This is a genomic window from Streptomyces canus (assembly GCF_030815415.1).
Classification (GTDB): Bacteria; Actinomycetota; Actinomycetes; order Streptomycetales; family Streptomycetaceae; genus Streptomyces; species Streptomyces canus_F.
Window position 1 is genome coordinate 944,546 of record NZ_JAUSWW010000001.1, and the last position, 14,443, is coordinate 958,988.

Annotated in this window: 11 protein-coding genes; 10 read left to right on the top strand and 1 reads right to left on the bottom strand. The window is 69.2% G+C overall.

All coding sequences use genetic code 11. The annotated features are described in order from the left end of the window. The first annotated feature begins 246 nt into the window (after window positions 1-246). The 4 genes from QF037_RS04485 (at window position 247) to QF037_RS50885 (ending at window position 5,369) form a co-directional block, all read left to right on the top strand. Entirely contained in the window at window positions 247-1,785 is a 1,539-nt protein-coding gene (locus QF037_RS04485; protein WP_307022017.1) for an RICIN domain-containing protein, read from the top strand. A 218-nt stretch (window positions 1,786-2,003) separates the two neighbouring features. Beyond that, window positions 2,004-3,344: a jacalin-like lectin gene (locus tag QF037_RS04490; protein ID WP_307022019.1), complete on the top strand. Its 1,341-nt coding sequence runs from the start codon at window positions 2,004-2,006 to the stop codon at window positions 3,342-3,344. A 216-nt stretch (window positions 3,345-3,560) separates the two neighbouring features. Then, the gene (locus QF037_RS04495; protein ID WP_307036980.1) at window positions 3,561-4,895 is read left to right on the top strand and encodes a glycoside hydrolase family 43 protein; all 1,335 of its coding nucleotides are present in this window, start codon (window positions 3,561-3,563) and stop codon (window positions 4,893-4,895) included. 189 nt (window positions 4,896-5,084) lie between these two features. Beyond that, on the top strand, window positions 5,085-5,369 hold the full coding sequence (locus QF037_RS50885) for an RICIN domain-containing protein (protein ID WP_373463939.1): 285 nt from the start codon (window positions 5,085-5,087) through the stop codon (window positions 5,367-5,369). Window positions 5,370-5,465: 96 nt separating this feature from the next. On the opposite strand, the gene QF037_RS04505 is transcribed toward QF037_RS50885, so the two are convergent. Continuing rightward, on the bottom strand, window positions 5,466-6,815 hold the full coding sequence (locus QF037_RS04505) for a mucin-1 (protein WP_307022021.1): 1,350 nt from the start codon (window positions 6,813-6,815) through the stop codon (window positions 5,466-5,468). A 179-nt stretch (window positions 6,816-6,994) separates the two neighbouring features. Here QF037_RS04505 and QF037_RS04510 point away from each other — a divergent pair, with 179 nt between their 5' ends. The 6 genes from QF037_RS04510 to QF037_RS04535 all read left to right on the top strand — a co-directional run bounded on the left by QF037_RS04510 (window position 6,995) and on the right by QF037_RS04535 (window position 14,240). Then, window positions 6,995-8,014: a LacI family DNA-binding transcriptional regulator gene (locus QF037_RS04510; protein ID WP_307022023.1), complete on the top strand. Its 1,020-nt coding sequence runs from the start codon at window positions 6,995-6,997 to the stop codon at window positions 8,012-8,014. 98 nt (window positions 8,015-8,112) lie between these two features. Then, a complete protein-coding gene (locus tag QF037_RS04515) occupies window positions 8,113-9,456 on the top strand; it encodes an ABC transporter substrate-binding protein (protein WP_307022025.1) in 1,344 nt (447 codons plus the stop codon). Between the two features lie 28 nt (window positions 9,457-9,484). After that, entirely contained in the window at window positions 9,485-10,477 is a 993-nt protein-coding gene (locus QF037_RS04520; protein WP_307022027.1) for a carbohydrate ABC transporter permease, read from the top strand. A gap of 5 nt (window positions 10,478-10,482) precedes the next feature. After that, window positions 10,483-11,325: a carbohydrate ABC transporter permease gene (locus tag QF037_RS04525; protein ID WP_307022028.1), complete on the top strand. Its 843-nt coding sequence runs from the start codon at window positions 10,483-10,485 to the stop codon at window positions 11,323-11,325. Window positions 11,326-11,619: 294 nt separating this feature from the next. Then, a complete protein-coding gene (locus tag QF037_RS04530) occupies window positions 11,620-12,837 on the top strand; it encodes a DUF3500 domain-containing protein (RefSeq protein ID WP_307022030.1) in 1,218 nt (405 codons plus the stop codon). Next, the gene (locus QF037_RS04535; RefSeq protein ID WP_307022032.1) at window positions 12,834-14,240 is read left to right on the top strand and encodes a HupE/UreJ family protein; all 1,407 of its coding nucleotides are present in this window, start codon (window positions 12,834-12,836) and stop codon (window positions 14,238-14,240) included. The genes QF037_RS04530 and QF037_RS04535 overlap by 4 nt, the downstream gene beginning before the upstream one ends. The last annotated feature ends 203 nt before the right edge of the window (window positions 14,241-14,443 follow it).

A 14,443-nucleotide genomic window follows, 5' to 3' on the forward strand; every position in this document is an offset into this window, starting at 1 on the left:
CCATCCCAATCTTCGAATACGGGTGCGACTACCGCCGGTAACATTCTATCGCCCGCACGGTTTTGAAAATCGGTCAGAGAGAGCGCTTGTCTCGCCCGACTCGCGTATGCGAAGGTGAGCCTCGCTTGAGAGAGTCCCGGCCCTGACCAGGCAAAAAGGCACCCTCAAGGTATGAACCAATCACCCAGCGCTTTCCGACGGAACGTCATTTCGCATGCCGTCCTGCCACGAAAAGGAAAGGGTTCCGTGCAGGTTTCCCACCCCCCACGCCCGCCGTACCCGCCCCGCCCCGGACTGCCCCTCGGGGAGCCGGATCCGGACCTCGTCGCCCAACTGGGCGGCGACGTCGACGAACGACACCACGCGACAGCCGTGTTGCTGGCCCGCCACTGGCTCGCCGCGCGCGACTACGCACTCCTGTGCCTGGCCTCCGCCACTCCCACCGCCCAGTTCGTGGCCGCCAGCGCGTTCCAGCGGCTGCTGGGCCGACTCGCGGGCGGCACTCCCGCCGCGGCGCTACGTCCGCAACTGCTGGTGACGGTCCGCGAGACCGTCCGCGCCTGGGCCGCGAACGACAAGACATGCGCGGCCCTGCCAGAACTGCGCAAACCGACCGGTGGCCGCGGTCTGCACACGGCCAGGCCGGAAGCCCCCGCCAACCGGAAACTCGCCGAACGCGCCTTCGTGGCCTTGTCGGATTTCTCCCAATGCCTTCTGTGGCACACGGAGGTCGAGGCGGAACCCATCGAGATACCCGCCGGCTTGCTGGGTATGGAAACCGTTGCCGCGAAAACTGCCTTGAGTAAGGCCCGTGAACAATTCCGGACCGGTCTGGTGCGCGCTCACACGCAATTCGCCCCGTCCGAGGAGTGCCGGTTCTACAGCAGCCTTATCGACGTCCCCATTCGACGGGGCGCCACACTGCTCCCGGATGTCCAACAGCATCTGACGCAGTGTCCGCATTGCCAATCCACCGCCGAGCAACTCGAATACTGCGAAGGCCGATTGGGGCTTCTGCTGGCCGATTCCGTGCTCGGCTGGGGAGGGCGGCGTTACCTCGCCACGCGCCCCGGCCGCAGTGCTCCCGGAGCATGGCAGTCCGCACCGGAGCGCGAGCAGGCACCTCCGGTCACCGTCGGACGCCATCGCACCACGGCCGAGAGAAGGTATCGCGCGTTCGCCGCCGCGGCCGTGGCCTCTCTCGCTCTCCTGGCGGCCGTACTTGCAGCCCAGAACTGGTCCGACGACAACGACCCGCCCGCGTCGGACACACCGGCCTGGGGGGCTCCCGCCAACGGCATCCCGAGCCCCGGCTCCACCGGACGGACCGGCGCCGCCTCCTCCACCTCACCGGGTACCTCCGGCACGTCCGTCGAGGGCAGGCTGCACAACCTGGCCACCGGAGAGTGCCTGACCGTCGACAGCCGGGCCTCGGTCGGCGCGGCCGTCGCGCTGGCAACGTGTTCGTCGGCCGGGTCCGAGCGGTGGTCCTACGAGTTCGACGGCCTGCTCCGCAGCGGCCCCGACCCCTCCCTCTACCTGGCCGCCGACCCGCAGACTCTCGACGTCCGACTCTCGCTGTGCGTCGCGCCCACCGGCGAGGTGACGTACGTCCTCACGAGCCACGGAGAGCTCCTGCTGCGCCGCCGTCAGGATCTTGCTCTGGCGCCGGACCGGGATGGCAAGCTCTCCGAGGTGGTCGTGGCCGACCGCGACGCATCCGGCGGCCAACGCTGGGCGCTCGAGACCACAGATGCCAACGCTGCCCCCAAGTCCCATACGTAGAAGCACGGTTGGAGGGGGCGGCGGGACAGGGGGGCGACGGTATCGCGTGAATCCGTGCGGTGCGGTGAATGACCCCCGGCGGAGATCCGAACCGCCCATGTACGGCCGGCGACTCCTGTGAAAGAACGCCCGAAGTCTCGACAGACCCCGGGTAACCGGGGGTAACTTCAGCCCCGTCCTCGCCGCAACCGCTTTCTCTCCCCAGGAGCCACCCCCTCATGCGCAGACTCCTCGCCTGTCTGACGACGGCGGCCGCCGTTCTCGGCGGGCTCACCGCGGCCGCCCCCTCCGCGGCGGCCGCCGACTCCGGCACCTTCAGCGTCCTCAGCTACAACGTGGCCGGCCTGCCCGAGGCCATCTCCAGCGCCCCGACGCCCCGTGAGTCGGCCACCACGGCGATCGGCGGGCGGACAGCGCCGTACGACATCGTCCACGCCCAGGAGGACTTCAACTACCACGCCTACCTCTACGCGGCCGACACCGCCCACGCCCACCGCACCGCCACCAGCGGCGGCGCCGCCATCGGCAGCGGCCTCAACACCCTCTCGAAGATCCCCTACGACGAGGACGACTTCGAGCGGGTGCGCTGGAACACCTGCACCTACGGCTCGGGTGACTGCCTGACCCCCAAGGGCTTCACCTTCATGCGCGAGCGGCTCGCCGAGGGGGTGTACGTCGACTTCTACAACCTGCACACCAACGCGGGCACCAACGCCGACGACCTCGCCGCCCGCGCCGACAACCTCAGCCAGCTCACCGCCTTCATCGCCACTCACTCCGCCGGCAACGCGGTCGTGGTCATGGGCGACACCAACACCCGCTACACCCGCTCCGGCGACACCATCGCCGAGTTCGCCGCTGCCAACGGCCTCACCGACACCTGGGTCCAGCTGATCCGCGGCGGCAGCGCGCCCGCCAAGGGCAGCGACGCGCTGGTCTGCGACCAGACCGGGACCACCGTCCCCAACACCTGCGAGGTCGTCGACAAGATCCTCTACCGGGGCAGCAAGCTGGTCTCGCTCAACGCCACGTCGTACAACAACGAGCACTCCAAGTTCCTCACCGGCGACGGCCTGATGCTCTCCGACCACGACCCGATCACCGCCGGCTTCAGCTGGTCGCGCAACACCGCCTTCCAGCTCAGCGACCAGTTCGGCGGCCCGCACGGCGACTACTACAACGACATCGGCAGCGTGCCCGCCGGCGCCCGCGCCACCACCATCGCCCTGCGCGCCGGGTCCCGGGTCGACCAGGTGAGCCTGACCCTGGCGAACGGCACCACACTCACGCACGGCGGCACCGGCGGCACCGCGTCCTCCCTGACGCTCGGCAGCGGGGAGTACGTGACGACGGCGTACCTGTGCCAGGGTCAGAAGGACGACCACACGCGGATCTTCTACGCCAAGTTCACGACCAACCTCGCCCGCACCCTGGCCGGTGGCACCACCACCTCCGACTGCGTGACGCGCACCGCGCCGTCCGGTTGGCAGCTCGCCGGCTTCCACGGCCGGGCCGGTGACGAGGTCGACAAGGTCGGTTTTCTCTACACCCAGCGCTGATCCGCTTCCCGCCCCGGGGCGCGTCGCTCCCGCCCCGGGGCGCACAGGAAACACAAAGGCACGTCAGGACGATTGACGGACGCATGTCCAACCCCTACGTTCTGATCGATTTTCCGAACCACGTTCGAAATACCGGCCATTTCAGGTGCCCCCGCACGCCACCCTGGAGCCCAAGTGAGCAAGAACCCCCACCTGTCCCGTCGCGCTCTGCTCGGTATGACAGCCGCCGTCCCCGTCGCCCTGACCCTCGGCACGGGCACCGCCCACGCCGCCGACTCGGCCTACGCGATGGTCTACTTCACCGAGTCGACGAACCTCGGCGACGGCACCGACTACGGCCTGCACCTGGCCGTCAGCCCCGACGGACTCAACTGGACGCCGCTCAACCAGAACAACCCCCTGGCCACCCCCACCGCCGGCGCACAGGGCCTGCGCGACCCGTTCCTGATGCGCAAGCAGGACGGCACGTTCGTGGTGCTCGCCACCGACCTCAAGGGCACCGACTGGAACTACAACAGCCAGTACATCCACGTCTGGGACTCCGCCGACCTGCGCACCCTCACCGGCTACCGGCGCCTGAAGCTGCACGACATGACCACCCACAGCTGGGCTCCCGAAGCGTTCTGGGACGCCGGCCGCGGTCAGTACGCGGTCATCTACTCCTCCGTGAACAGCAGCGGCCACAACGTCATCATGGTCAACTACACCAGCGACTTCGTCACCGCCTCGGCCCCGCAGGTGTTCTTCGACCCCGGCTACGACGTCATCGACGGCGACATGGCGGTCGGCGTGGACGGCTACAACTACCTCTACTTCAAGAAGAACCAGACGCTGGTGAGCGCCCGGTCCACCTCCCTGAACCCGGGCAGCTTCACCGAGTACAGCGCCGGTGTGGCCCACGGCGGCACCGAGGCCCCCACGGTGGTCAAGTCCCTCTCCTCCGGCACCTGGTGGCTGTGGGGCGACACCTACACGCCCAACGGTGTCTTCTACGCCTGGCAGTCGAGCAGCCTCGCCTCCGGCACCTGGACCGCCCTGGACCAGAAGACCTACACCCAGCCGGTCAACTCCAAGCACTGCGGCATCACCACGATCACCACGACCGAGTACAACAACCTGCTCGCCAAGTGGGGCGCCCCGGCCTGGAACCGGCTCAAGTCCTACAACTATCCGGGCCGTTACGTCCGCCACTCCAACTACGCGGCCCGCATCGACGAGTACCCGGTCGAGCCCTACAAGGACTCCCTGTGGACTCTGGTCCCCGGGCTCGCCGACAGCTCCGGGGTCTCCTTCCGGTCGGTCAACTACCCCACCCGCTACCTGCGGCACTACAACTACGCGCTCCAACTGGACGCGAACGACGGCACCTCGACGTTCGCCGCGGACGCGACGTTCTACCGCACGGCGGGCCTCGCGGACGCGAGTTGGGCCTCCTTCCGGTCGTACAACAACCCGACGCGCTACATCCGCCACGCGAACTACGTCCTGCGCATCGACCCCATCTCCACGACCACGGAGCGGCAGGACGCGACCTTCCGCGTCGGGTACTGACATGGAGGACGCCCGCGTGTCGAACGCCTCCGCCCCCGGCTGGGCCGGACGCGTCACCGTGCGCGTGTCCTCGCCCTCGCTCTCGCCGTGTCCGGCCTGACGGCCCTGGCCGACCACGAACCATCGGCACCTCTGACCGCCGAGCCGGCGGCGGTCAGCACCGCACAGGCCGCCGTCACCTCGCCGTCGATGGGCTGGGCGTCCTGGAGCAGCTTCGCCAGCAGCATCGATTCCGATGTCGTCAAGGAGCAGACGGACGCTCTGGCCTACTCCGGGATGGCGGCGGCCGGCTGTCAGTACGGGGACTGCACCGGCGGCACCAACCAGAAGTGGACCGTACACTCCGACGGCACGATCACCAACGACCGCTCGGGACTGTGCCTCGACGCCGAGGAAGCGGCGACCGCCAACGGCACCAAGCTGGTCCTGTGGACCTGCAACGGCCAGACCAACCAGCGGTGCGCCCTCAACTGACCTGACCCGCACCGCCTGCACCGCCCGTCGCCGGGCCGGCCCTCGAGCCGGTCCCGGCGGCGGGCGGTGTCGTCCGCCGGGCGGGACCGCCGGCCGTCAGCGCACCGGTGGGCCGGGCCAGATGGCCGAGGCGTCGTCGCGGTCCATGTCGGGCAGGCGGATCGGGCGGACGGGGACGGTGCGGGTGCGGCCCTCCGACACGACCGTCCACGTGGCGGGACGGCCCGAGTAGCACAGGGTGGTGAGCACGAAGACGCCGTCGGCGTAGACCTCGACGTATTCGCCGATGGTGAGGATGCGCAGAGTGGCGGCGGGTTCGGTCAGTATCGTCTCGCCGAGCCGGTCCCCGTGGGGGCCGGTGACCCAGAGGTTCTTGCCGTCGCAGCCGACGAGCAGGGCCGGGCTCTCGCCGTCGGCGATGTCGGTGCGCAGGGCGATCTCCACGCGGCCGGTGAGGGTGACGTCGCCGACCGCGTGCAGGGCGGGCTGTTCGGTCTCCTCGCCGAGCCAGGCGTTCAGGCCGGGCCACCATTCCAGACGAGGTGACTGGTCCGGGGCGGTCACCAGGAGTTTGGGCTGGGCGAGCATGCCGCGGCAGCGTTCGCCGGAGTCGGTGAGGTTCACGCGCCGGGGCGTGGTGTGCAGCACGACGCGGGAGCCGTCGGGAGCGGCGATGACGCGCGGGGCGTAGGAGCCGGTCGGGCCGAGCGGGCCGCGGCGGGTCCACGGCCCCCTCAACCGCGGCGCGGTCCACGCCTCGAAGCCGCGTGTGGCGCCGACGGACCCGAGCAGCAGCCAGCTGCCGTCGTCGAGCCGCTCCAGGACCGGGCATTCCAGCTCGTCGACGTCGCCCGGTGAGACGAGCGGCGGGTGGACGGTCCAGTGCTCCAGGTCCTCGGAGGTGGCCCAGGCGACGCAGCCGCCGGACTCGACGGGCAGGGAGGCGTCGGCGGCGCAGACCACCATGACCCAGCCGTCGGACTCGTCGTCGCGGACGACGAACGGGTCGCGCCAGCCCATGTGTTCGCCGGTGCGATACCAGCGCGCGTCCGCCTCGACGACGGACCCGGTGCCGTGCCGGCGCCAGCCGGTGCCGTCGGTGCGGTCGGAGTAGGCGAGACCGACCGACTGCAACGGCCAGCCGTCTGGAGTGAGGCCGGAGACGCCGGTGTAGAACATGGCCATTCCGTCCCCGTACCGGACGGGGTGCATGGTCCATACGGCCTGCTGGTCGAAGCGGCCGGGCAGGCCGTTGCCGAACACGGTGCCCTCCGGCTTCCAGCGCACCAGGTCGGTGGAGGTGGCCCGGCCGTAGGACGTCTCCATTCTCAGGTGGTCGAACTCGGCCGTCCACGGGCCCTGCAGATGCAGCACGGCGTAGGTGCCGGCGTCGTCCCGGAGCAGGGCGAAGTCGTTCACACAGAGGCCGGGTGGGGCGTATCGCATGCGCAGTTCCTGTCGGCTCGCAGCGCTCAAACGCGTGCGCTGACCACGGATCTCGAAGGTCTCGCTTAAGAATCGGCCCAAGTAAAACCCAACGCAAACGCTTGCGCAACAACGATGCCGGGTCTACGGTCGCGTCACCCACAGATCACACCGATGTGAACCAACGGGAGAAGAGCGCTGTGACCGTCAGCATCACCGATGTCGCCCGCGCCGCCGGCGTCTCGGCGTCCACCGTGTCCCGCGCACTGCGCGGTCAGCCGGGCGTCTCCGACGAGGTCCGCGCCCAGATCACAGCCGTCGCCGCACAACTCGGCTACACGGCATCCCGTTCGGCCTCCAGCCTGGCCAGCGGACGCACCTACACCATCGGCGTCGTCGTCCCCTACATCGGCCGCTGGTTCTTCGGCACCGTGCTCGACGCCGCCGAGAAAGTGTTCAGCGCCGCCGGCTACGACGTGTTGCTCTACAACCTGAACTCACCGGAGGCACGCAAACGCTTCTTCACCAAGCTGCCGGTGCGCAAGCGCGTGGACGCCGTCCTCTCCCTGCTCATCCCCGACCTGGACGAGGAATCCGCACTGCGCTCCCTCGGCGTTCCGCTGGCCACCACCGTCGGCGGCCCCCGGGACGGCTTCACGGTGGTCGGCATCGACGACCACAGCGGTGCCACCAGCGCCGTACGGCATCTGGTCAACCTCGGCCACCGGCGCATCGGCATGATCTCCGGGGCGAGTGAGCCGCTGCACTGGACCACTCCGATCGACCGCCGTCAGGCCTACCTGGACGTGCTGGCCGAGGCCGGTATCGCCCACGAGCCGGCGCTGGAGGCGGACGGCGGCTACACCGTCGACGGCGGCGAGCGGGCCATGACCGAGCTCCTCGCCGTCTCCCGCCCTCCGACGGCGGTGTTCGCGCAGTCCGACGAAATGGCGATGGGTGCGCTGCGCGCCCTGCGCCGGCACCGCCTGAAGGTGCCGGACGACGTGTCCGTCGTCGGTTTCGACGACCACGAACTCGCCGAGGTCATCGGGCTGACCACCGTCGCCCAGCCGGTGCCGGAACAGGGCGCCGAGGCCGCCCGGCTGCTGCTACGCCGGCTGGAGGAACCGGATGCCGAGCCGGTCGGCCAGGTGCGGATGCCCATCCGCCTGGTGCTGCGGGAGACCACGGCTCCGCCGAGCCCGCACAGATCCTCGTGACTCCCCGCTCCCCGTCGAGCCACCGCCTTTCGAACCCACCTCCCCACACCCCTAATCGTCGAGTACCAGAACCCTCACCCAGCTCGGAGGCACCGTCCATGAACGCCGGAAGCAGAAGGTTCCGCCGCACGCTCTGTTCGAGTCTGACCCTCGCCCTGCCCCTGGCCGCGCTGGCCGCCTGTGGTGGAGGCGGCGGCAGCGACGCCTCCGCCGAGGCGGGCAGCGGCAAGGGCACGATCAGCGTCTGGGCCCACCAGGGGCAGGCGGGCGAGACCGCCGCGCTGCAGAACACGGTGAAGACCTTCAACTCCTCACAGAGCGACATCAAGGTCGAGCTGAAGCTCATCCCCGAGAACGACTACACCAAGACCATCACCGCCACCGGCGCCTCCGAGCTGCCGGACGTGATGGAGTTCGACGGCCCGACGATGGCGAGCTTCGTCTACAACAAAAAGCTCGCGCAGATCGACTCGTATGTGTCCGCGAAGACGATGTCCAACGCCACCGACGCGATCAAGGCGCAGGGCGAGATCGACGGCAAGCACTACGGCCTGGGCATGTTCGACTCCGGCCTCGGCGTGTGGGGCAACAAGAAGCTGCTGGACGCGGCCGGCGTCAAGTACCCGACGAGCGCGGACGACGCCTGGACGGCCGCGGAGTTCGACGCGGCACTCAAGGCACTCAAGGCCAAGGACGCCGACGGCAAGGTCCTCGACGTCTCCGAGCAGTACGGCCTGGCCACCGAGTGGGGCACCTACGGCTTCTCCCCCATCGTCTGGTCGGCCGGCGGCGCCCTGCTGAAGGACGGCAAGGCCGAGGGCGCCCTCGACAGCCCCAAAGTGGTCTCGGCGATGAAGACCTTCCAGTCCTGGAAGACGTACGTCGACCCCAACACCGACGGCAATGCCTTCGCCAAGGGCAAGGTGGCGCTGAGCTGGGTCGGCAACTGGACCTACCCCGGCTACGACAAGGCCCTCGGCGACGACCTCGTCGTCCTGCCGCTGCCCGACTTCGGCAACGGCCCCAAGACCGGCCAGGGATCGTGGGCCTGGGGCATCGGCGCGGACACCAAGAACGCCAAGGCCGCGGGCGCCTTCCTGGACCACCTCCTGAGCGACGACAGCGTCGGCGCGATGACGAAGGCCAACGGCTCGGTCCCGGGCACCGAGTCCGCGCTCGCCAAGAGCGCGCTGTACAAGCAGGGCGGCCCGCTGCAGCTCTTCGCCGACCAGCTCGCCAAGCCGTGCGGTGACCGCGACATCGACACGTCCTGCGTCGCCGTCACCCGCCCCGTGACGGCCGGATACCCCACGGTCACCGCCAAGTTCTCCCAGGCCCTCAACGCGATCTACGGCGGTGCGGACCCGAAGGAAGCCCTGGAGAAGGCGGCCCGCTCCATCGACCAGGACTTCTCCGACAACGCCGGCTACGAGATCCCGTAGGCCCCCGCCGGGAAAAGGACCCACACCCGTGAAAACCGTGGAACCCGCGCACTCCGCGGCACCCGGCCGCTCCGAGCAGCCCTCCCCCGCCCCGTCCGGCAAGCCCCCGAAAGCCGGGCGCAAGAACCAGGACCGGGTGCACGCCCTGCTCATGGTCGCCCCGGCCGTCGGCGGACTGATCGCCTTCGTCGGCATCCCCTTCGGCTACGCCGTCGTGCTCTCCTTCTACAACGTGCGGCTCGGCTCCCCGCTGGAACCGTCGTTCTTCGGCCTGGAGCACTACCGGCGCCTGTTCACCGACCCCGACCAGTCCGGCCCGTTCCTGCGGGCGCTGCTGAACAACCTGACCTTCGCCGCGGTCGTCGTACCGCTCCAGACCGGTCTCGCCCTCGGCCTGGCGATCCTCCTCAACCGCAAGCTCAAGGCCATCGGCCTGTTCCGGTCCCTGTTCTTCATGCCGGTGGTCTTCCCGATGGCCCTGGTCGCCGTGATCTGGCGGCTGATCCTGGCCCGCAGCGAGCAGGGCATGCTCAACTCCCTGCTGGACGCTGTGAGTCTCGGCAACTGGGGCGCGTTCGACTGGCTCGGCGACACGGCCACCGCGATGGCCTCGATCGTCGTGCTGTCGGTGTGGCAGGGCGTCGGCTTCCAGATGGTCATCCTGCTGGCCGGCCTGCAGCAGATTCCCGGTGAGCTGTACGAGGCCTCCGAGTTGGACCGCGCGAGCCGCCGGCAGCAGTTCCGCCATGTCACGCTGCCCGGCATCCGCGGCACGCTGGTCTTCGTCGCGCTGCTGACCTCCGTGATGTCCTTCCGGATCTTTGACCAGGTGTACATCCTCATCCGCGGCGGCGGCCTGGACGAGGACGCCACCCGCACGGTCATGTACCAGGCCGTCACCACCGCCTTCGACCAGAACAACATCGGTCAGGCGTCCGCGATCACCGTCGTCTTCTTCCTGATCGTCCTCGTCCTGACGATCGTCCAGCGCCGCGTCGTCCGGCCCGACAACGAGGACTGACCTCCATGGCCATGACCCGCACCCCCGTCCGCCGCATCCTCGACTACAGCGTCCTGAGCGTCCTGGCGTTCGTCTTCGTCCTGCCCGTCCTCTATCTCTTCCTGGGCAGCCTCAAGCCGTCCGACGAGGTACTGAACGGACTGTCCGGCTTCCTGCCCACCCATCTGACCTTCGACAACTACTCCGCCGTCCTCGACAGCCTGAACTCCGACAGCACCGGCTACTTCTGGCAGTTCATGGGCGTGTCGGTACTGGTGGCGTTCGTGGTGGTGACGGGCGGGCTGTTCGTCAACTCGATGGCGGCGTACGGCCTGTCCCGCCTGAAGTGGCGCGGCCGGGAAGCGGTCTTCACCCTCGTCCTGCTGCTGATGCTCATCCCGTTCGAGTCGGTGGCCGTCCCGCTCTTCTACATGTTCAACGGGCAGCGCAACACGCTCTACATCCAGGCGGTGCCCTTCATCGCCAACGCCTTCGCCATCTACCAGTTCCACACGTTCTTCCGGAAGATCCCCACGAGCATCGAGGAAGCCGCCCGGCTGGACGGCGCGGGCCCCTGGCGCACCTTCTTCGCGATCATCGTGCCGATGTCCAGGCCCGTGTTCGCCTCCGTCGCGATCCTGACCTTCCTCATCCAGTGGGGCTCCTTCCTGTGGCCGGTCCTGATGGTCTCCGACCCCTCGGTGCGCCCCCTCCCCCTGGAGATCAGCGTCTTCCAGGGCCAACAGCCCCCGGACTGGGGCCAGATCCTCGCCTTCGGCGTCCTGCTGGTCCTGCCCGTACTGGTGGTCTTCGCCTTCTTCCAGCGCTGGTTCGTCCAAGGCGTGGCCAGCTCCGCCGTCAAGGGCTGAGAGCTGGGGCGCCGGCCGTTTCCGCGGCTGAAGTCGCGATGAGAGCAACCTGTCAACGAGCACAGGATATTTCCCGTATACGGGCGCCCGCCGCCCAATTGAGACAGGCCTGAAGGCTCGCGCGTTGAGCTGTCAACAATATTGCTGATAGTTCTCTCATCCAGCGCGCGCGTGTTCTGGACGTCGCCGTCCGCAGAGTCGGCGACGTCCCCGCCTTTCCTTCAGGGAGTGTTCGTGAGCAAAGACAGAACACGTCGGGCCCGTAGCCGACGGACGTGGCGAGGTATAGCGGGCGTGGCCGCCGGTGTCGTCCTCGTCGGCGGCGGATTCGTGGCGGCCAACGCCGCGACGAGTTCGAGCGACGCCAAGAAGGCCGGGGTCCACTATCCGGTCGACAAGAAGGCCAACGGTGTCGCGGCCGTGGTCAGCGCGGCCAACGCGTTCCTGAACACGCTGGACTCCGACCAGCAGGCGGAGACGGTCCTGGACCACTCCCAGGCGAACGCGACCGCGTGGTCGAACCTGCCGTGCGGCTCGTCCTGCCGGGTCGGCATCCAGACGGGCTCGCTGAGCGACGACCAGCTGGCCGCGCTGAAGAACGTGCTGAAGGTGGCCCTGGGGACCGGCGAGGGTACCGGCTACGAGCACGTCCTTGAGACCCTCCTGGCCGACGACCAGCTGGCCTCGGCGGAGGGCTCGGGCTCCGGGCCCGCCGCGCCGTCGGGCAGCGCGTCGAGCGACACCTCCGCCTCGGCCGACCCCTCGGTCTCCACCTCGGCGGACCCGAGCGCCACAGTCAGCGGCGCCCCGACGGGCGCCCCGCCGTCCGGCGGAACCGGCGGCGGTGGCGGTGGCGGGTACGGCAGCGGCATCTACTTCCTGGCCTTCCTGGGCACCCCGTCGGTCGACGGCACCTGGCAGCTGCAGTTCGGCGGCCACCACCTCGCCGTGAACGTCACCTACAAGAAGGGCAAGGTGGCCGGCGCCAGCCCGTTCTTCACCGGCGTAGAGCCCGCCAGCTGGACCACGGACGACGGCACCACGTACGAGCCGATGGCGAAGTTCCGCAACGGCATACTCGCCCTGACCGGCAGCCTGAGCACCGAACAGCTGGCCAAGGCCAAGCTGTCCGAGTCCTTCAGCGACGTCCTGCTCGGCCCGAGCGAGGACGGCCAGTTCCCGGAGACCAAGGAGGGCATCAAGGCCAGCGAGCTGTCACCCAAGCAGCAGAAGCTGGTCCTGGCGGCGATCCACCCATGGGTCGCGGGCGTGGACGACGCCACCGCCAAACAGCTCATGAAGACGTACGCGCGTGAGCTGAGCAAGACCTATGTCAGCTACTCCGGCGGCACCGCCCTGGACACCCAGGGCGACTACGTCCGCATCGACGGCCCCAGCGTCTGGATCGAGTTCGTCTGCCAGGACGGCGTTGTCTACCGGGACAAGATCCACTACCACACCGTGTACCGGGACCACACCCGCGACTACGGCAGCGAGTTCTCCTTCTCATGACCCAACCGCGAAACTGGCTGACCGCAGCACTGACACGTCTGGTGGCCGGGATCGCGATCGTGGTACCGGCGGCGCTCCTCCTCGGGGCGTCGCCGGCCGCCGCGCATCCGATGCCGCACTCCGTGGTGGAACTCGACGTGTACCAGGCGTCGGTGAGCGCACGGCTGGAACTGCCGGCCGACGACTTCTCCCGGGCCAGCGGGATCGACCTGAGCGACACCACCCAGGCCACGCTGTCCCAACGGGCCAAGGCCATCCGGACCTACCTCGGCAAGCACATCAACCCGACCGGCACCGGGGGCAAGGCCTGGCAGGTCAGTGTCGGCGACCTGAGTCTCAGCAGCACCGAGCAGACCTCCACCGGCCCCTACCGCGAGCTGGTCGCCGAGGCCGTCCTCACGCCACCGGCCGGCGCCGACGTACGCCACTTCACCTTCGACTACGACGTCATCGTCCATCAAGTCATCACGCACACAGTCCTGGTGAGTGTGCGTCAGGACTGGGCCAGCGGACAGGTCGACGACGCGGGCACCACCCAGGTCGGCACCATCCGGGTCGACACCCGGACCATGAAGGTCCCGGCCCTGAAGGTCGACCTCGAGGAAGGCAGCGCCTGGCGCGGCTTCCTCGCCATGGTGAAGCTGGGCGGCGACCACATCCTCACCGGCACCGACCACCTTCTCTTCCTGCTGATCCTGCTCCTGCCCGCACCCCTCGCGGCCACCGCAGGACGATGGGCCGGGCTGGTCGGCGCGCGCTCCGCCCTGGGCCGTATCGGCCGCATCACGCTCGCCTTCACCGCCGGGCACTCCGTCGCGCTGGCCGCGACCGCACTCGGCCACCTGGACATCCCGGGCCGGCCCGTCGAGGCGTTCATCGCTCTGAGCATCCTCATCGGCGCCGTCCACGCGATCCGCCCGCTGTTCCCAGGCCGCGAAGCGCTCGTGGCAGGGCTCTTCGGGCTCGGTCACGGCATGGCGTTCTCCTTCGTCCTGGCCGAGATGCACCTGTCCACCGGACAGCTCGTGACCAGCCTCCTCGGCTTCAACCTCGGCATCGAGCTGGTCCAGCTCCTGCTGGTCTGCCTCGCCCTGCCCTCGCTGCTGGTCCTCGCACGCCTGCGCATCCAGCCCGTACTGCGGCTGGCCGGCGCCACGCTCACCGGCACGGCGGCACTCGGCTGGCTGGCCGACCGCCTCGGCCTGCCCAACCCCGTCGCCCGGGCAGCCGACAGCGCCGGATCCCACACCTCCGCGATGCTGGCCACCCTCGCGGTGACCGCACTCGCCGCCACCGCCTGGACCCTGACCACCCGCCGGCACGCACGGCACGGACCGGCCGGGACCCCGACGACGGCATGTCCCGAGGGCGATGGGCGTGCGCTGCGAGCGCACGCCCCCTGAATGTCCCGAGCGCCCGGAGGCGAGTCGGCAACTCCGGTGTTGTCGCTGTGCCGGGTCCCTACTGTTGTGGCAGCCGTGAAAGGGAAGGACACGCTCTCCTTCCTGACGACCTGACATGGCATCACTCATCAGTCATCTCATCGCTCGAGTGCCGGAACGGTCTCCCGGCCGTACGACGGCAGTCGACGGCCCGAGACCGGTTC